Origin of the sequence: Amycolatopsis sp. NPDC049253 (genome assembly GCF_040678995.1) — a bacterium.
Classification (GTDB): domain Bacteria; phylum Actinomycetota; class Actinomycetes; order Mycobacteriales; family Pseudonocardiaceae; genus Amycolatopsis.
In genome coordinates, this window is record NZ_JBFAQX010000005.1 from 1 (window position 1) to 17,619 (window position 17,619).

A 17,619-nucleotide genomic window follows, 5' to 3' on the forward strand; every position below is an offset into this window, starting at 1 on the left:
ACCGCACCCCGGTCGAGGCCTACCGTGATCACCTCACCGCGAGCGCGGCCTGAGGCAACCCACCGAGGACCGTCCAAGAACCTTGACACACCCCAAGACCGACCTCGCCGGCAGCAAAGCGACCCCGACCTACCAGACCACGCTGGCCTACGACTCCGGTGGGCACCTCTCGACCGTTACCGACCCGGGCCATCGCACCTACACCCTGACCTGGAGCGGCAACCACATCATCGGCCTCATCGACAGCGCCGGGCGCCAAGTCGACTACGGCTACAACGCCGCGGGTGACCTCACCGACGTCTACGGCGTCGGAACCACGCGCACGCCCACACGTGCCGATGATGACCACACCCAATACACCTACGACGGCCATCACCTGATGACCTCGATGCGCAGCCCGAACAACTTCGGCGGCCCCGCAGGCGCGGCGACGACCATGGTCTACGACACGGCCGAACGCGTGCACACCCAGACCGACGCCGACGGCGACGTCACCACCTTCACCTATGGGCCGGACGGCGGACTCTCCGCAGGGCAGGTTCTCGTCACCGATCCCTCCGGGCACAAGACCCTCGACACGTACCAGAACGGCCTGCTCGTCTCCGAGACCCACGGCTACGGTACGTCCGATGCCGGAACCAGCTCGTACACCTATGATCCTGTGACGCTCGGAGTGTCCACCCAGACCGATCCCGACGGCGGCTTCGAGACGTTCACCTACGACGACCACGGCAACAAGTCGTCAGAGTCGAACGCGCTCGGCTACACCACGAACTACTCCTACGACGACGCCGGCAACGTGATCGAAACCATCGACCCGAACGGGATCGCCACGGTCAATCAGTACGACCAAGCAGGGCAAATCCCCGCCTCCGCAAACGGAATCCGAGACCTCACCTCCACCACGACCACCCAGGTCGACAACGTCGTCGAGTCCACCACCGGCAACTTCGGAACCGAACCGGTCCGCACCGTCACCTACCACTACGACGACCCCGCCCATCCCGCCGACCGCACCCGGACAACCGACCCGCGCAACAACACCACCACCGAGACATACGACGCATACGGAGACAACACCTCCAGCTCCGACCCCCTCGGCGACACCACGAAGTACGGGTACGACACCAACACCGGCCAGCGCACCTCCAGCGTCGACCCGAACGGCACCGCCGCCGGCGTCACACCGAGTTGCGCACCCCCCGCCACCGGCTGCACGACCTTCACCCTCAATGCCAAAGGGCAACTGCTGCAGACGACCGACGCACTCGGGCACACCACCAAGAACACCTACGACAGCGATGGCAACAAGACTTCTGCCACCGACGCGAACAACCACGCCACCACCTACACGTACGATCCGGCCGACCGCATGACAACAACAACCATGCCGGACAACAGCACCCGGAAAACCGACTACAACCCTGACGGCACCATTGCCGACACGATCGACGGAGTCGGCGCCCGGACCTCGTTCGGCTACGACGGCCAAGGCCGCAGCCACACCCGTACCGACCCCGACAACCGGACGATCACCACCAACCTCGACCACGCCGGACGCGTCCACACCATCGTCGACGCCGCCGGCCGCACCACCACCATGGGCTACGACCTGGCCGGTGAACTCGCGTCCGTCTCCTACTCCGACGGCGCCACCCCCGGCGTGACCTATGACTACGACCCCGCCGGCCAACGGGTCGACATGACCGACGGCACGGGCACCTCCACCTGGACCTACAATGCGTTCGGCGAAGTGACCGAAAGCCAACAAGGCTCCGGTTCCACCGTCACCTACGGCTACGACGATGCCGGAAACCAGAACGCGATCACCTACCCCGGCCAAAGCGCCGCCGTGGCCCGCGCATTCGATCCGGCCAACCGGCTCACAAGCGTCACTGACACTGCCGGCAACGCCACCACCTTCGGCTACACCCGCGACAGCGACGTGCTGACGACGACTTACCCCAACGGCGCCACCGTCACCAACGGCTATGACACCGCAGACCGACTGCACACCACCGTCGCCACCACCGGAAGCACCACCGACGTCACCCAGACCTTCGACCGAGACCCACTCGGACAGCTCACCACCGAAAGCACCGGCGCCACGAGCAAAACGTACGGCTACTCCAGCCGTGAACAGCTCTCCAGCGTCACCACAGCAGGCAACACCGCCGGATACGGCACCGACCCAGCCGACAACCCGACCACCGTCGGCACCGCCACCCAGACCTTCGACCCCGCCGGACAGCTCTGCTGGACACTCCCAACCGGAACCACCCCCAACCCAGCCTGCACCACAGCACCGACCGGCGCCACCGGGTACACGTACAACACCCAAGCCCAGCGCACAGCCGCCACCCCAGCGTCAGGCCCCGCCACGACCGAGGCCTACGACCAGGCGGGCCACCTCACCACCTTCACCGGCCCCGCCGGAACCGCCACCTACCGCTACGACGGGCTCGGACAACGCGCCTCGAAAACCACAGCGACCTCGACGACCGCCTTTACGTGGGACGGGTCGAGTACCCCGAACCTGCTCTTCGACGGCACGACGGCCTACCTCTACGGCCCTGACGGACTACCGATCGAACAAACCGGACCCACGGGCGCCAACTGGTTCGTCCACAACAACATCGGCTCCACCATCGCCCTGCTGACCAACACCGGAACCGTCGGCGCGACCTACGCCTACAGCCCCTACGGCACGCCCTCCCACACCGGGACCGCAACCACCTCGCTGCAGTACACCGGCCAGTACCTCGATAGCGAATCCGGATTCCTCTACCTGCACGCCCGCTACTACGACCCCACCACCGCCACGTTCCTCACTGTCGACCCCGACGTCGACACCACGCATGCGGCCTACGCCTACGCCGGCGACAACCCCGTCAACGCCAGCGATCCCGGAGGACTGGCCAGCCTCTGCACGTACGCGCAGGAAAAGCACGACCCAGCCCTGATCGCCCGCGACTGCAAAGCACCCACCCAAACGCCGGACCCCAACCGCTGCCCACGAATCAACGAGGACGGCCTCGGGTGCGCGGACGCGACCTGGAACCAAGCCCATCCCTTCAGCCAAGGCACCAGCGGCGTCTGCTTGGGCGGCACTCTCGCGGTAGGCGTTGGGGTCACCGGCAACATCTGCCTCGCGGCCACGGGATCCAGCATCGGAGTGACGGGAAGCTGCGGGATCGTTCTCGGCGTCAGCGGCGAATTCGGCCTGACAGGGTTCACCTCGAACGCCAAGAAGATCAGTGATCTCACAAGGGGCTTCGGGTCTACTTCCGGATCCGGCCTCGGACCGTTTGGTGTCTCCGATTCGTGGGGGCCCTCAGACGACGGCTTCGTCAACGTGCTCGGTCTCGCTGTCGGCTTGGGGGCGGGTTTTTGGACCGGCCCCACCTACACGTGGCTAATACTCGGTGGGTGAACCAGCAATGACGACTGTCCGGCCCGTGGGCTCGAGGCTCGTGGCCTTGGGCATGTGCCTCGGCCCCAGTGCGCTCGCGGTGAAACTGGTCGCCATGGCGCCGCACTTCGGCGCATCGCCTGGCACCACGACCCTCTCCGCCGTCGTGACGATCAAACGTTGGGGCGCCCGCATCACCGCCGCGGACGAGGTCGCCGCCACGCTGCCGATCGGGCTCGGTACGTATGGCCGCAAGCACGGCATCGCGTTCGAGCTCGCCGACGGGACACTGTCCCCGACCTCCGCGGCAACCGCGTGGGTTGGCTCGAACTCGCGGCGTATCCTGCTCGACGCTCTCGACACCCACGCGACAGCCCACGGAGTCACCGTCCGGATCATCAATCCGAACAACGGCGGCCTCTTCGGCATTGGCTGGGACATTCGCATCGGCGACGGCATCCCGCGACCAAAGAAAGCCCGCACGTGAACAAAGAATCCGCCACACGAACCGACAACGAGGACCTGTCGTGCGCATAATCGCCCTGTGGTGCGCGCTCGCGGTGGTCGCCTCTCTTGCAGTTCTCGTCGACTCATTCCTCCCGGGCGCGCCACATCTGCCATTGCCGGTGTTGTTCACCGCTCTCGTCGGGATCTTTCCAGTGGTCGGGATTGTGTTTGCGGCAGTTGCGCTCCGTCGTTCCGAGTTGCCTGTGGCGACGATCGCGCCCCGCCTGTTGCGGCTGCTTCCTGCCATGCTGCGGTGGGGTGCTCCGCTCGTCATCGCGGGCGCGGCCATCGTCGCTGTACTCACCGGCCCGCGAGCGCCCGCCGGCGCCCCTGAGATCACCCCAGGCGGCTACCTCATGGACACCCGCGACGGCGACTACCCGATCAGTGCCAGCGAATACCTCCACGCCCAGGCCGAGAACCGGAGGCTGTTCGCCGCGATCTCCATCGCGCTGAACACCGCAGCAGGCACCGGCGCGTTCGCCCTGCGGCCACAATCCCGACGCCAGCCGCGACTCGACTCGAAAAAGCCGACTTGACGGTGGCTGCTGTCGACGACGGTTCGAAGCTGATCGTCGGCGGTTGACGGCAGCTTCGTGGACCGCCTTGGCAACGCCTCGGAAGTCGTTCTTCAGGATCGCGGCGCCGTTGCTTGTAGCCTCCGCATTCGCCTGGATGTTCGGGTTGCGGGCGGTGGCCGCGCTGACAGCGACGCGGATGCGCGGCGAACTCCGGCAGCGGTGGCGAACAGCATTTTCGTGTCGTTTTCGAGGAACACGAAACGCATGTCGTGGACGGTGCCCGCATCGTCTGCCCCGGCGAGGTTGCCGCCGAACGGGCTCAGGAACGCGCGCAGCCGCTGCGCTCCGCCGGGCGTGAAGGGACGATGATCGTCAGTTCGGAGACCTTGCCGAGCCGGCTCCCCACCCGGCCGACGCTTTCCACCGGCGGTGGCGGCTGCTGCGACACGGACCGACGTCAGCCGCCTGAGCACGTTCTCCATCGCCGTCTTGCCCACCTCCGGTGCGTCGGCGAACAGTCGGCGGCATGTCGATCTTCTCCTCGACCGTCCGCGCTTCATCGGCGCGTGCTTCGCTGGGAACGTTGATGGTCATTGTTGTCCTCCGACTTGTGTCGCGCCGGTGCCACGGCCACCGGCGAGGTGCGCAGTAATGGCTGCCAGTGATGACGGCCTCGGTACCTGAATAGCGCTGGTTTCCTAGGGCCGCCGGTTGAGGGGCAGGATCCGCGGCCGGCCAGGGGCGCGGCCGCGCCGTTACAAGCCGCGGCGTTCGTCCTGAAGTTGTTCCAGCTTGGGCCTGGTCGCGCGTTCGACGAGGATGGGCAGGTAGGCGTGGATCCGCGCGTGGGCGAAGCGGGAGCGCTCCCGCGCGATCTGGTCGCGTACCACTGAGGAGTCGAGCGCGGTGAAGTTGCGCGCGAGCCGGTTCTCCAGATGGGTGAACTGGGTGTCCAGTTGCTCGGACGCAATGGAGTCCATCGTGTGTGCGTCCACTGTTGCCTCCGGTCCGGTGCGGCGTGCATGCACCGGTCTGCCAGTGGGTTCATAGCGCACTGAAAAAGTGAACGACAGATGAACAAACGGGCTGGCATCGTGCACTGCTATGCGGTTGGAGAGTCAAGGCGCGCTCGGCAGGCGGGCCGACCTGTAAGAGTTTGCGACGCGATTTGAAAACGTGCGACCCCGAGGAAACTGATGGGCATCGAGAACGACCCCCCGCATCGAGCACCGGCACACCCGGCGGGCGGAGCCGCCATGGGCCGTGGACCAGTTGGCCGGCGATTCAGAATGGAACATCATCCGCCACCAGACCAGCGGTCAGTGGGTCACGGCCGAATGGCAGGCCGAGCGGCGGGGAGCTCTGTGGCGAATCGGCCTGACTCCGGTTCGGCCCGGCATCGTCGCCGCGATGCTGTGGTCCGGCGATCGCCTCGTCGATCACGCTCGCGGGGCCCAGCCGGCGATGTGGGCGATGGTGTGCAGTTGGGTCAACGAGCTCGACCACGACGACGAACCCAGGCCGGCCGCCTCGCCCATGGTCACCGGCCCGCACGCTCGGTGACCTGGTCGGCGGAGGCCGGAGCTCGAGCGCCCGGTGGCCGACGTGGTGCAGGCGCCGCGCGCCTTCGCCGCGGTGATGCGGGGCAAGCGATGGCCTTCTCCGATCAGTTGGGGGTGTTCAGAATTCCCGCGAGCAGCGGTTCGATGCTGCGCCGGTTGCTCACCCCGAGCTTGGTGCGGATCCGTACCATGTGGTGCTCCACGGTCTTGCCGGAGATGTGCAACAACACGCCGATCTCGCGGTAGGTGTGGCCGTCGACCACGAGGCGGCCGATGTCGCGTTCGCGCGGGGTGAGGGTGGGCGGCTCGGCTGAGGACGGCTCCGCGCCGGCCGCGCCGCTGGTACTGGCGAATCGTCTGGCGGCGCGGAGAAGGGTCAGCATCTCGGTGCGGTCGGTCACCCGGATCGCGGCCTGCCCGGCGAGCCGGCCGGCATCCCACCGAAGTCCGGCGCGGTGCAGCCGCTCCGCAGCTGCGAGCACAACGCCGACGTTGACCTGATGATCCAGGACGACCAGCCACTGCTCACCAGCAGCGGCGAGCACCCCCGCGAACCGGCCGGCCACCGGAAATTCTCGCAGTGCTTCGCGGGCGGTGTCGTGGTTTCCGGCCGTGATGGCGCCGTGGAACCCCGACCACGTGAGCCACACCGTCCACAGTGGAGGATTGCCGTGGCGCTCGAGCAGAGCCGCGGCTCGGTCACGGTGCGCGGCGACGCGGAAGCCCTCCCCCACCCGGGCCGCGGCCACGAGCAGTTCACCCAGCGGGAGCAGGCTGAACAGGTCCAAGGGCTGGCGCATCAGGGCTTCGTAGGCGGCTCGCCAGTGCCTGGCAACGGTGTCCGGGGTGCCGGCCCGCCGCGCCAGCCCAAGGCGCAGGGCGTGCCGGAAGAGGTCGTCGCGGGGCGACAGGTCGCCGCGCAGCGCGGCCTGCTGTGCTTCGGCGGAGGCGAGGTCTCCGCACAGCAGCGCGGTCCAGCCGAGCAGCAGCAGGTGGCGGTCAGTCCGAGGAGCCCGGCTCAAACACCGCGAGCCAGGTCGAACTCGCCCGAGTGCAGCGCCACCAGCGCGGCAAGGGTCGCAGCCGAATCCGGCAACACGGTCCCGCCGGCCGAATCGGCCGCGGCCAGCAAGGTCGCCAACCCGACCTCGGGGCGAGCGGAGAGCGACTCGGTGATTCCCTTGAGCATCTGCCCGGTGAGGTGCCCGCACGCAGACACAGGCGCGGACTCCCTCTCCGGTGTGATGCTCTCGCCCAGCGCGAGCGCGGCCAGGTCGGCGAGCGGCTGTGCGCTGGGCTCGGCGGACCAGCGCAGAAGTTCTCCGCCACGGGCCAGGTCGCCGCGCTGCGCGATGATCGCGCCGGACACGAGGGCGCCGCGGGTCCGGGCGGCCGGATCGGCGGCGGAGAGCAGCTCGTTGCCCAGCTGAAGGGCGACGTCGAACCGCTGGGCCAACATCGCCGCTCGGCTCCAGCCCGGTGCAAGTCGCGCGCGGGGCGCGCCGTCGCGGACGGCCGCCGCGTAGAGGTCGGCGGCCAGCACCGGATCATCGTCGAGCACTTCCTCGGCGGCCGCTTCGAGCCCAGCCCGCACCACCACGCCGGTGGCACCGAGCCGCAGGAGTTCCCGGATCGGCGCCAGCACGGGTTGTCCGCCGGCCAGGCCGTGTTTCACCATCTTGAGGAGCACCAGCCCAAGCCGGTCCGGGCCGACGTAGTCGCGGACCGCCCGCAGCACGATCGGAGGCACTGCATCGTCTGCGGCCAGCATTCCGGCGGCCCGAACCCGGGCGATCACCGCGGAGACGTCGGCGATCGGGCGCTGCACTGCGACCGCGAGCAGTTCAAGGTCGCGCCCGGCCCCGGCACCGGCCGCGATGAGATAGGCCAGCTCCGATTCCCCGAGCGCGGCCAGCTCGGCACGCAAGCCGCCGACCAATTCGTCGACATTCGCCGCCTCGACGCGCCGAGCCGCCAACCGCGGCACCCCGGCGGTGGCCGCGTGGATCTCGACGGACCGCTCGGGCGGCACCGATCTGCCCAGCGTCGCTCTGGCGAACCGGGCGACGTCGCCACGCACAACGCGTCGGTGCCGCATCAGTTCGGATTGACCTGGTTGACCTCATTCACCAGACGGACGGCTCCCCAAATGACCAACAGGTGTCGGCATGGCTGGCCCAGCTAACCGATGAGGAGGTGCTCGACAAATTCTCGAGGCTGAAGGTGACCCATACCTACGAACCCAGCGTTCTGCTTCACAACGCCGACGTCTTGCTGCGTTTGCGCGACGAAGTCCGGAACTTCGCCCGCGCCGAGAAGTCCGCCGAAGAATGAGTCATTATTTATGGCCACCAGCAGAGGCGTAGGGGATCGAGCTCGAATACTTCGCACGACTTATGCACTATTCGGTGGATAGTCTGACGCGATCGACCGCGGGCAGTCTCTACGCCCGCTCATTTCCCGCGCCAGCACCGACGACGTCAACCCGCGGATGCAGCACGTCACAGCCTGAGGTACCTCGGCTGAACAAGCTGAGCCTCAGGCGCTCAGCGAGGCAGAAGCCCTGTTGCGCGTCTCTGTAACGCGAGTCCAGCTCACACCGCGGGCGGGAGACTTGCAAGAATCGATCGAGTTCTACTCGAAGCTGCTCGGCACCGCGCCCACAAAACGACGTCTCGGCCACATCAACTTCGCCGCTACCAAGCCGCCACTCAAGCTCGTGCTACTCGAAGGCGATCCGGCCAAACCTTGGGGCATGGCCACCGCGGCGTCGAAGTCGACTCCATTTACCAAGGCAACGCCGCCAAGCGCCGCGGCGCGCGACCGCCGACCCATCGGCATTTGCTACTCGTGTGCCACCGCGTAAACGGCACGTGCCGCTTCTGCTTACTGGAATCAAACACGTGTTCCATCATTACCGGAGGTGGAAGTAATCCCCCACGCGATCTGCCGGATAATTGAATCGACGTGATTAGTGAACTGCTCCATTAGCTCGACCACGTCCTGTGTCACATCCTTGGCAAGAGCGAACGCTGGGTCATCCCTTAGAACAAGATTGAACTCGTGCATGACAATATCACCCATACCCGCATCTGCGCCCTCTATGTAGAACAAGATCGAGCCATGCTCCGATGTTCCATCACCGCGACTCATGCGCCTTTTGGATTCCCCATTACTTCCCCACCAGAACATCTCGGGCCACCATACTCCCGGTATCAGTCGCCGACGCTTGTCGATGTTCCAGAGCTTATCAAGCCTGTAGAGGAGGTGCCATTCTGAATCGGAGCCGATCTCCTTCCCTGTGGCAACGCCGTGCGCATGGGCCCGTTCCAGCTCCACGAACGGCTGGAACGCATGAAATGAACTACGAGCATGATCACTATAAAGGTCTTTACGTTGCCTGAAGAAATCTTCAAAATCAGCCGGGATCTTCTTGATCGGAAACGTCGACTTCCCCTCTTGTGCCGGCGTTAGCATGCCGCCGTGGCTTCGGCGGGCTAGCTCAAACGCCACACTCTCCAGGGACGCGCGGAGATTGTGCAGAATATCGCCAACTGTCGTGCTGATCATGATCGGTTGCGGTCGCCATATATGAAGTCGATACGCTAGCCTTTCGGGCACGTCCGTGGATTCAGGCTTCACCGCGTACGGTTCCGAGGCCCGGTACTCATTCACCTGCATTCGCAATGCATGCAGATGCTCCCGTGCACGCTCCAGCTTCGCGTTCCACGACGTTTGTGGATCAAGCCAGGTCTGGTCTAGAGAGAGGGTCACACTTCCAGTGTCGCACCAAACGCCGAGGCCTCGCGGCGACGCCCGGAGTGTGCTCCGCTTAAGGAGACCTGCTCCTGAGGGTGACACGCGTCCAAGACTGCAAATGAGCTCGGCCTTGCCGCTTATGTCGGCGCCAGACTTGCAATGACTAACTTTCTTCGCCGGCAGAGGTCCGTAGCGCTTGGGGCAGCACCTCGGAACGCACGGTCGCACAGAGCGACCGTGCGGTCGTAGTTCCGACCCCCAGCTGCTTTCGCAGCGTCTCCGCAGAGATCGGACGCCGGTGTGTTGTCCAGTGCTCGGCGTTCAGGATGCGGGCTCGCTCCAGCTTCGCGCCATCAGGCTGCACACGGCGACCTGGCTTCGCACCGCCTGACTCGCTCGAGGCAGCGGCCGTTGAAATCGACGGTTTCGGCGAGTGCTGGGCGGCCATCTCAGTGGCGGTGCTCACGATCCGATCTGGCGTGGTCACCGCAGCTCTAGCTAGCCCCGGCGTCTCCGCCCGCACCTCGACGTCCTGGAGGCCGCACAGCAAGACCGGTCCCACTTCCGCCCAGCCGATTAGCAGCAGCGGTCCGACCGCGTCGAATGCCGCCTTGTCCCATCGCTCCGCACAGACGGGATCGGCGACGTTCAACGCAAGGGTCACAGCGCTGGCCGCGAGCAGCAAACGCCGGGCCGGCTGCACAACGTGGCCCGGAGCACCGTGAAGAGCGAGGTGGCGGGTACCCACCAGCAACCCGAGGACCGTCAGGTCAACGGCCGGAGCCACGAGCGGGGCCACGTACGAGGGGACACCGATCCTGAGAGCCAACGCCAAAACGTTCCCGAACCCGAAAAGGAAGGTCAGTCCGATCACGATGCCCATCACCGTGGTCACGAACCTGGTCACACTCGACGAGGTGCCCATCATGACCTCCCGCGCATCGACGCGAGGTCATATATGTCTTCGATGACCAGAGTGCCGGTCAGAGCGGGCTCGTCACGCGATGATGGTCTGCGTGGTGCCCCCGACGGGGTTCGAACCCGCACTGGGTCGATTTTAAGTCGACTGCCTCTGCCAATTGGGCTACGGGGGCACGAACACTTTAGCGGGGCCCCTGGGGCCCGTCAGATGCGCGGCGTGTGATCCGCCACAGCGGACGCCGGCGACAGCTCCGAAGCGCCGGCCGGGGCGAGTGCGTCCATCAGCAGGTCCAGGTATCGCCGCCAGCCGTCGGAAGCGGTAGCGGGGAAGGACGGCAGCGTTCCGACCAGCATCAACACCAGGCGCGGGACGTCGTCCGGTACGAGGTCCGCGCGGAAGGTCCCCGTGGCCTGGCCGGAGGCGACCAGGGCGGCCACCGGAGAGAAGAAGCGCCAAGCCAGGTCCATCGTCAGCGCGCCCACGTTGTTCGCCGCGGCGAACAGGGGCTGCTCGGCGGCGGCCAGACCCACGGCGGCCTCCAGCGCGACGTAAACGCCCTCCCGCGGATCGTCCAAGGAGGCGGCCCGGGCCAACACCGGCGCGATCACCTCGTCGAACCGCGCCTCCAGTACCGCGCGCACCAGGTCCTGCTTGTGGGGAAACCGCCGGTACAACGTCGCGACCCCGACACCGGCCGCGTCGGCGATCTCCTCCATCGGCACGGTGACGCCGCCGGCGGCGAAGACCGAGTAGGCCGCGTCGACGATGCGGCGGGCGTTGCGGGCGGCGTCAGCACGCAGCGGCTGTGGGGACATGCCCTACACTACCAACTGATAGTTCACTATCATTTGGACAGGAACTCCCATGGCAGAAGGCATCTCCCGTCGACGGCTGTTCAAAGCGACCGCCGCCACCGCGGCAATTCCGGCCAGAGCACGAACCGAGGTAGACCTCCGCACCTTTCCCTCGCCCGACCTCCCGCCCTACGTCGACGAGCTGCCGATCCCGCAGACCCTCCGCGGCGACCACCGCCTCGCCATGGCCGAGTCCACCCACCGCTTCCACCGCGACCTCGCCCCCGCGCCCACCTGGTCCTACGGCGGCGCCGAGTACCTCGGGCCCACCATCGAGGCCCACACGAACGAGCGCCTCGAGCTGACCTTCGACAACAACCTGGGCAAGCACCTCTTCGCGAAAGACGTCGACCCCACGCTCGACGGCGCCTCCGAGGAAAGCCGCACCCGACCCCACACTTCGGTCCACCTGCACGGCGCCGTCACGCCGCCCGAGATGGACGGCCATCCCATGGACGTCTTCCTCCCCGGCGAACACCGCACCTACCGCCACGAAAACCGCCAGCCCGCCGCCGGCCTCTGGTACCACGACCACGGCATGGGCCTCACGCGCCTGAACGTCCACGCGGGACTCGCGGGCCTCTACCTCCTGCGTGACGAAGGCGACACCGGCGAGCGCACCAACGCGTGGCGCCTGCCCAGCGGCGAGTTCGAGCTGCCGCTGATCCTGGCCGACCGGCGCTTCCACGCCGACGGCTCGCTCAACTACCGCACCCTCACCCTCGTCCCGCAGGGTCACTGGGACGGCGGCCAGATCGGCGACCGCATGACGGTCAACGGCAAGGTCTCGCCGTACACGAACGTCGCCCGCGGCCAGTACCGGTTCCGGGTGCTCAACGCGTCGAACTTCCGCGCCTACCACCTGTTCTTCAGCGACCGCCGCCCGTTCCACGTGATCGGCAACGACGCCGGCCTGCTCGACGCCCCTGTTGTCACCACCGACGTCCGCCTCACGCCCGGCGAGCGCGCTGACCTCGTGGTCGACTTCGCGGACCTCGAAAAGGGCGAACACGTCGACCTCGTCAACGACCAGCGCGAAGCCGCCCTCATCGCCCTCGTCACGGGCGCGCAGCCGCTGCCCGATGTCGTCCGCTTCACCAGCACCGGCGCGAAAGGGCACCGGCAGGCGCTGCCGACCCGCCTGCGCGTCACGAAAAAGCCGTCGGCGCCCGACCACCGCCGCGTCGTCACGCTCACCCAGGACCTCAAGCTCACGCGCTGGCCGCCGGTCGGCATGTCGCTCAACAACCTGTGCTTCGAGGACGACCCGATCGCGATGCCGCGCCAGGGCACCACGGAGCTGTGGGAAGTCGTGAACCTCACCGTCGAGGACCACCCCGTGCACCTGCACCTGGTGAACCTGCACCTGCTCAACCGGCAGATGTTCGACCCCGTCGCCTACTCACTGGCGAACCCGCGCCCGCCGATGCACACGGAGTGGGCGCCGCCCCCGGACGACTTCCTCCTCGGCGCGCCCCAGCCGCCCGCGCCGTGGGAGGCGGGTCCGAAGGACACCGTGAACTGCCCGCAGAACACGGTCACGCGCTTCCTCGTGCACTTCCCGACGGCCGACGAGCTCGGCTTCGACCCGGACGCGACGTTCACCCCGGCCGGAACCGCGATGTCCCACCACGACATGGACATGGACCTCCAGGGCTACGTCTGGCACTGCCACATCCTCGACCACGAAGACGACTGCATGATGGCCCGCTACCGCCTCGTCCGGTAGCCGAAAACGACCGAAGCCGGACCTCCCGACAGGAGGTCCGGCTTCGGCGGAAAAACAAACTCAGCCCTTCGAAACCCGGGCGAACTCTTCCTTCGGGTTGTTGATCTGCCCGAGCGAGATCACCTCACGGCGGAACAGGCCGCCGAGCATCCAGTCGAACAGGATGCGGATCTTGCGGTTCCACGTCGGCATCGCCTTGAGGTGGTACGCGCGGTGGAAGAGCCAGGCCGGGAAGCCCTTGATCTTCAGGTTCAGCGCGTCGGCGACACCCTTGTGCAGGCCGAGGCTGGCGACCGCACCCAGGTTCTTGTGGAAGTAGTCCTTCGGCTGGCCACCGCGCAGGACCTTGATGATGTTCTTGGCCAGCAGCGTCGCCTGGCGCACGGCGTGCTGCGCGTTGGGCGGGCACGTCGCCGTCGGGTCCTGCTCGGTGCGCGAGAGGTCGGGGATGGCGGCGTTGTCGCCCGCCGTCCACACCTCGGGGTGGCCGACGACCTGCATCGCGGCCGTGGCCTCGACGCGGCCGCGCTTGTCGAGCGGCAGGTCGGAGCCGGCGAGCACCGGGTTGGCCTTCACACCGGCCGTCCAGATGAGCGTGTCGGTGTCGAACTCGGTGCCGTCCGACAGCACGACGTGGCCGTTTTCGAACGACTTCGCCGCCGTCGACAGGTAGACCTCGATGCCGCGCTTCTCCAGCTGCTGCACGGTGTACACGCCGAGCGTCTCGCGGACCTCGGGCAGGATCCGCCCGGCGGCCTCGACGAGCACCCAGCGGATGTCGGCGGGCTTGATGTTCGGGTAGTAGTTCTCCACCGCGAACCGGGTCATGTCCTCGAGCTCGGCCAGCGCCTCGATGCCGGCGAAGCCGCCGCCGACGACCGTGAAGGTCAGCAGGCGCTTGCGCAGCTCGGGGTCGAGCGTGCTGGCCGCCTCGTCGAGCTTGGTCATGATGTGGTTGCGCAGGTAGATGGCCTCGCCGATGGTCTTGAAGGCGATGCCCTCCTCCGCCAGGCCCGGGATCGGGAGGATGCGGGCGACGGCACCGAGCGCGACCACGAGCACGTCGTAGTTCAGCGTCTCGATGTGGCCGTCGGCGGCCTCGACCGTGACGGCCTTGCGGTCGTTCTCGATCTTCGTCACGCGCGCGGTGAGAACGTGGCAGCGCTTGAGCACGCGGCGCAGGGGCACCACCACGTGCCGGGGTTCGATCGCGCCGGCCGCCGCCTCGGGCAGGAAGGGCGCGTAGGTCATGTGCGGCTGAGGGTCAACGACGGTCACGGAGGCCTCGTTGGCGCGCAGCATCTTCTGGAGCCCGTACGCGGTGTACAGGCCGACGTATCCACCACCGAGGATCAGGATCCGAGTCGGTTCCGACTTAACAGCCATGTCTCCATAGTCGCACTTGCCGAGCCGTATCGCTCGGGTACCCCGCCCCGCTGTGACCAGCGTCGCCATGCAGGCGGTAACGATTCAGAAGAGGCCTCCGGCCCTGGCCGCGGAGGTGATCACGTCACACACCATCGCGTGAGTCACACGGCCCGTCTGGACATTACGGGGTGACACGTGGTAGCAGCCGTGCAGCTGTAAGTCACCGACCTCGACGACGATCCCGTGCCCGAACGCCGGCCTCGGCGACGGCACTGGCAGGGCCGCCTCGGCGAGCACCGGCAGCAGCGCCTGCCAGCCGAACGCGCCGAGCACCACGACGGCCTTCAAAGTCGGGCGCAGCAGCCGCAGCTCGTCGGCGAGCCAGTGGCGGCAGGTGTCGCGCTCGGCCGGCGTCGGCTTGTTCTCGGGCGGCGCGCAGCGGACGGGTGAGACGAGGCGGGTGCCGCGGAGGGTGAGGCCGTCCGACCGGTCCACCGACGTCGGCTGCGAGGCCAGCCCCACCTCGTGCAGCACGCGGAAGAGGAAATCGCCCGACGGGTCCCCGGTGAACATCCGGCCGGTGCGGTTGCCGCCGTGCGCCGAGGGCGCGAGCCCGACCACGGCCAGTGCCGCGTCCGCCGGCCCGAAGCCGGGCACCGGCTTGGCCCAGTACTCGTCACCGGCGTAGGCAGCGCGTTTGGTGACCGCCACCTTTTCTCGCCACGCCACCAGCCTCGGGCACGCCCGGCACTCGGTGACGGCGGCGTCGAGGTCGGCGAGGGAGTCCATCAGCGGCCGGCCAGAGCCGCGCGGCACAGGTGATCGGCCGCCCGCGTCGTCTCGGGCAGGCGGTAGCGCGGGGTCAACGCGAGCGTGAGCCGGCAGGCGTGGTCGAGGCTGATCAAGTGGCCCGCGGACACGTAAACCGGTTTCACCCCGGGCCGCGTTCGCACGACGGCGCCGAGCTGCTCGCCGCCGTCCAGCAGTGGCGCGGTGTCGCCGGGTTCCGGGCCGGGCTCCGCGTGCGTGCCGACGAGCCGCGTCTTGCCGACGCCGAAGGCCGGGATCCCCGTCAGCACCCCGAGGTGGCACGCGAGCCCGAAGCGCCGCGGGTGGGCGAGGCCGTGTCCGTCGCAGGCGAACACCTCCGGCGGGTGCGTGAGCCCCGCGACGGCGTCGAGCAGCGGCGGCAGCTCGCGGAAGGCGAACAGGCCCGGCTCGTACGGGAAGGTGACCTCGCCCGTGACCACGCGTTCCTCGACCACGCGCAGATCGTCGAGGGCGAGCGTCACCGCGGCGGCGGCGATGCGCGTGCCGGCCGGGTCGTAGGCGACGTCGAGGCCGGTCACCGTCGCCGGCGCCGGGCAGGCGTCGGTGAGGTCCACGCGGCCGCGGAGCGCGTCCTGGGCCGCGCGGGCCGCGGGAATCGTAGCGGGCCAGCGCATTCCGCCAGCTTTCCACAGCCGGGTTGGCTAGGTTGGGTCCATGTCGGACACCACCGAAGAGACCCCCGAAAAGCCGGCCAACGCGGAGAAGCCGCCGGAGCCCGTCGACGACCTCGTGACCACGCACCACACACTGACGGTCAAACGCCGCAAACTGGCCTACACCGCGCAGGCCGGGCGCGTGGTGCTGCGCCAGGAGGTACTGAAGGACGGGAAGTCGGAGGGCCACAAGCCCAAGGCCGAGGTCTTCCTCACCTCGTACACGCTCGACGACGCCGACCCGGGCACGCGCCCGGTCACGTTCGCGTTCAACGGCGGCCCCGGCTCGTCCAGCATCTGGCTGCACATGGGCCTGCTGGGCCCGCGGCGGGTGCTCTCGGGTGACGTCGACGACCTGGTCCCGCCGCCGTACGGTCTCGAGGACAACGCCGAGACGCTGCTCCAGCACAGCGACCTCGTGTTCATCGACCCGGTCTCCACGGGCTACTCGCGCGTGACCGAGGGCGGCGAGTCGAAGGACTACACCGGGTTCCAGGGCGACATCGAGTCGGTCGCCGAGATCATCCGCCTGTGGGTCTCGCGCAACGAGCGCTGGCTGTCGCCGAAGTTCCTGGCCGGCGAGTCGTACGGCACCCTGCGCGCGGCCGCGCTGGCCGGGCACCTGCAGGAGCGCTACGGCCTGTACCTCAACGGCTTGCTGCTCATCTCGTCGGTGCTCGACATGGGCACGCTGCGGTTCTACGAGGGCAATGACCTGCCGTACTCGCTCTACGTGCCCACCTACGCGGCCATCGCGCACTACCACGGCTTCCACGGCGACCGCCCCCTCGACGACGTCCTGGCCGACGCCGAGGACTTCGCGGCCAAGGAACTGCCGTGGGCCCTGGCCCGCGGTGCTCGGCTGTCCACTCAGGACCGCGCGGAGACCGTGGCCACACTGGCTTCGCTGACGGGGCTTTCGGAGTCCTATGTGGACCGGGTGAACCTGCGGATCGAGCACGTGCGCTTCTTCACGGAGCTGCTGCGCGACCGCGGCCTGCTCGTCGGCCGCATGGACGGCCGCTTCACCACGTGGGAGGTCGACGGCGGCCGCGAGCACATGAGCGACGACGCGTCGATCTCGCGCATCATCGGCGCGTACTCGGCCGGCTTCAACCACTACATCCGCGCCGAGCTCGGCTACCAGAACGACCTGCCGTACGAGATCCTGTCCGGCGACGTCTTCAAGGCGTGGTCGTACAAGGACTTCGAGGGCCGGTTCGTGTCCGTTGTGGACTCCGTGAGCGCCGCCATGCGCGCGAACCCGCACCTGAAGGTCCACGTCGCGTTCGGTCACTACGACGGCGCCACGGCGTACTTCGCGAGCGAGCACGTGCTCGCCCACCTGCAGATCCCGGACGAACTGCGCGAGAACATCGAGACGGCCTACTACCCGGCCGGGCACATGATGTACGTGCACGAACCGACGCGGATCCAGCAGTCGAAGGATCTGGGGAAGTTCGTGAAGTCGGCTTCGAACCGCTGATTTTTTCGGGTCTTT

18 protein-coding genes and 1 tRNA gene are annotated in these 17,619 nt (G+C 67.6%); 8 read left to right on the forward strand and 11 right to left on the reverse strand.

The features are described from left to right. Positions 1-82 precede the first annotated feature (82 nt). Genes AB0K15_RS13155 through AB0K15_RS13165 form a run of 3 tightly spaced genes read left to right on the forward strand, consistent with a single transcriptional unit; the run spans position 83 to position 4,458 of the window. Positions 83-3,433: an RHS repeat-associated core domain-containing protein gene (locus AB0K15_RS13155; RefSeq protein ID WP_364049018.1), complete on the forward strand. Its 3,351-nt coding sequence runs from the start codon at positions 83-85 to the stop codon at positions 3,431-3,433. A gap of 25 nt (positions 3,434-3,458) precedes the next feature. Further along, positions 3,459-3,899 (forward strand): hypothetical protein, encoded by a 441-nt coding sequence (locus AB0K15_RS13160; protein ID WP_364049020.1) that lies wholly within the window; start codon positions 3,459-3,461, stop codon positions 3,897-3,899. Between the two features lie 40 nt (positions 3,900-3,939). Next, the gene (locus tag AB0K15_RS13165; RefSeq protein WP_364049022.1) at positions 3,940-4,458 is read left to right on the forward strand and encodes a hypothetical protein; all 519 of its coding nucleotides are present in this window, start codon (positions 3,940-3,942) and stop codon (positions 4,456-4,458) included. 92 nt (positions 4,459-4,550) lie between these two features. On the opposite strand, the gene AB0K15_RS13170 is transcribed toward AB0K15_RS13165, so the two are convergent. Both AB0K15_RS13170 and AB0K15_RS13175 read right to left on the reverse strand, forming a co-directional pair. Continuing rightward, entirely contained in the window at positions 4,551-4,922 is a 372-nt protein-coding gene (locus AB0K15_RS13170; protein WP_364049024.1) for a hypothetical protein, read from the reverse strand. 273 nt (positions 4,923-5,195) lie between these two features. Next, positions 5,196-5,435 carry a three-helix bundle dimerization domain-containing protein gene (locus AB0K15_RS13175; protein ID WP_364049026.1) on the reverse strand — a complete coding sequence of 80 codons (240 nt, stop codon included), beginning with the start codon at positions 5,433-5,435 and terminating at the stop codon, positions 5,196-5,198. Between the two features lie 268 nt (positions 5,436-5,703). Here AB0K15_RS13175 and AB0K15_RS13180 point away from each other — a divergent pair, with 268 nt between their 5' ends. Next, positions 5,704-6,003 (forward strand): hypothetical protein, encoded by a 300-nt coding sequence (locus AB0K15_RS13180; RefSeq protein WP_364049028.1) that lies wholly within the window; start codon positions 5,704-5,706, stop codon positions 6,001-6,003. 103 nt (positions 6,004-6,106) lie between these two features. Here AB0K15_RS13180 and AB0K15_RS13185 read toward each other — a convergent pair whose 3' ends face one another. Both AB0K15_RS13185 and AB0K15_RS13190 read right to left on the reverse strand, forming a co-directional pair. Further along, positions 6,107-7,024: a LuxR C-terminal-related transcriptional regulator gene (locus AB0K15_RS13185; RefSeq protein ID WP_364049030.1), complete on the reverse strand. Its 918-nt coding sequence runs from the start codon at positions 7,022-7,024 to the stop codon at positions 6,107-6,109. Beyond that, entirely contained in the window at positions 7,021-8,082 is a 1,062-nt protein-coding gene (locus AB0K15_RS13190; RefSeq protein WP_364049032.1) for a hypothetical protein, read from the reverse strand. Before AB0K15_RS13190 ends, AB0K15_RS13185 begins: the two co-directional genes overlap by 4 nt. A gap of 80 nt (positions 8,083-8,162) precedes the next feature. On the opposite strand from AB0K15_RS13190, the gene AB0K15_RS13195 reads away from it, so the two are divergent. Together AB0K15_RS13195 and AB0K15_RS13200 are read left to right on the forward strand one after the other, a co-directional pair. Beyond that, positions 8,163-8,336 (forward strand): hypothetical protein, encoded by a 174-nt coding sequence (locus AB0K15_RS13195; RefSeq protein ID WP_364049034.1) that lies wholly within the window; start codon positions 8,163-8,165, stop codon positions 8,334-8,336. A gap of 280 nt (positions 8,337-8,616) precedes the next feature. Further along, positions 8,617-8,868 carry a hypothetical protein gene (locus AB0K15_RS13200; RefSeq protein WP_364049036.1) on the forward strand — a complete coding sequence of 84 codons (252 nt, stop codon included), beginning with the start codon at positions 8,617-8,619 and terminating at the stop codon, positions 8,866-8,868. A gap of 29 nt (positions 8,869-8,897) precedes the next feature. Here AB0K15_RS13200 and AB0K15_RS13205 read toward each other — a convergent pair whose 3' ends face one another. The 4 genes from AB0K15_RS13205 to AB0K15_RS13220 form a co-directional block, all read right to left on the reverse strand. Then, positions 8,898-9,776, reverse strand: a complete 879-nt coding sequence (locus tag AB0K15_RS13205; protein WP_364049038.1) for a hypothetical protein — start codon at positions 9,774-9,776, stop codon at positions 8,898-8,900. Between the two features lie 148 nt (positions 9,777-9,924). Next, positions 9,925-10,686, reverse strand: a complete 762-nt coding sequence (locus tag AB0K15_RS13210) for a hypothetical protein (protein WP_364049040.1) — start codon at positions 10,684-10,686, stop codon at positions 9,925-9,927. A gap of 92 nt (positions 10,687-10,778) precedes the next feature. After that, positions 10,779-10,855: transfer RNA gene (locus AB0K15_RS13215), tRNA-Leu, on the reverse strand. 31 nt (positions 10,856-10,886) lie between these two features. Further along, positions 10,887-11,498, reverse strand: coding sequence for a helix-turn-helix domain-containing protein (locus AB0K15_RS13220; RefSeq protein WP_364049042.1), 612 nt, complete (start codon positions 11,496-11,498; stop codon positions 10,887-10,889). A gap of 49 nt (positions 11,499-11,547) precedes the next feature. Here AB0K15_RS13220 and AB0K15_RS13225 point away from each other — a divergent pair, with 49 nt between their 5' ends. Further along, positions 11,548-13,266, forward strand: coding sequence for a multicopper oxidase domain-containing protein (locus tag AB0K15_RS13225; RefSeq protein WP_364049044.1), 1,719 nt, complete (start codon positions 11,548-11,550; stop codon positions 13,264-13,266). Between the two features lie 60 nt (positions 13,267-13,326). Here AB0K15_RS13225 and AB0K15_RS13230 read toward each other — a convergent pair whose 3' ends face one another. The 3 genes from AB0K15_RS13230 to AB0K15_RS13240 form a co-directional block, all read right to left on the reverse strand. Then, a complete protein-coding gene (locus tag AB0K15_RS13230) occupies positions 13,327-14,652 on the reverse strand; it encodes an NAD(P)/FAD-dependent oxidoreductase (protein ID WP_364049046.1) in 1,326 nt (441 codons plus the stop codon). A gap of 84 nt (positions 14,653-14,736) precedes the next feature. Continuing rightward, a complete protein-coding gene (locus tag AB0K15_RS13235; protein WP_364049048.1) occupies positions 14,737-15,423 on the reverse strand; it encodes a uracil-DNA glycosylase in 687 nt (228 codons plus the stop codon). Next, positions 15,423-16,079 (reverse strand): endonuclease V, encoded by a 657-nt coding sequence (locus tag AB0K15_RS13240; protein ID WP_364049050.1) that lies wholly within the window; start codon positions 16,077-16,079, stop codon positions 15,423-15,425. Before AB0K15_RS13240 ends, AB0K15_RS13235 begins: the two co-directional genes overlap by 1 nt. Positions 16,080-16,119: 40 nt before the next feature. Between AB0K15_RS13240 and AB0K15_RS13245 the strand changes: the two genes are divergently transcribed. Beyond that, a complete protein-coding gene (locus AB0K15_RS13245) occupies positions 16,120-17,604 on the forward strand; it encodes a peptidase S10 (protein WP_364049052.1) in 1,485 nt (494 codons plus the stop codon). Positions 17,605-17,619 lie beyond the last annotated feature (15 nt).

What these genes read in the sequence shown, in the direction of transcription:
- AB0K15_RS13170 (WP_364049024.1), bottom strand. Translation starts at nt 4,922, where the DNA reads ATGGAGAACGTGCTCAGGCGGCTGACGTCGGTCCGTGTCGCAGCAGCC.
- AB0K15_RS13210 (WP_364049040.1), bottom strand. Translation starts at nt 10,686, where the DNA reads ATGGGCACCTCGTCGAGTGTGACCAGGTTCGTGACCACGGTGATGGGC.
- AB0K15_RS13220 (WP_364049042.1), bottom strand. Translation starts at nt 11,498, where the DNA reads ATGTCCCCACAGCCGCTGCGTGCTGACGCCGCCCGCAACGCCCGCCGC.
- AB0K15_RS13225 (WP_364049044.1), top strand. Translation starts at nt 11,548, where the DNA reads ATGGCAGAAGGCATCTCCCGTCGACGGCTGTTCAAAGCGACCGCCGCC.
- AB0K15_RS13230 (WP_364049046.1), bottom strand. Translation starts at nt 14,652, where the DNA reads ATGGCTGTTAAGTCGGAACCGACTCGGATCCTGATCCTCGGTGGTGGA.
- AB0K15_RS13235 (WP_364049048.1), bottom strand. Translation starts at nt 15,423, where the DNA reads ATGGACTCCCTCGCCGACCTCGACGCCGCCGTCACCGAGTGCCGGGCG.
- AB0K15_RS13240 (WP_364049050.1), bottom strand. Translation starts at nt 16,079, where the DNA reads ATGCGCTGGCCCGCTACGATTCCCGCGGCCCGCGCGGCCCAGGACGCG.
- AB0K15_RS13245 (WP_364049052.1), top strand. Translation starts at nt 16,120, where the DNA reads ATGTCGGACACCACCGAAGAGACCCCCGAAAAGCCGGCCAACGCGGAG.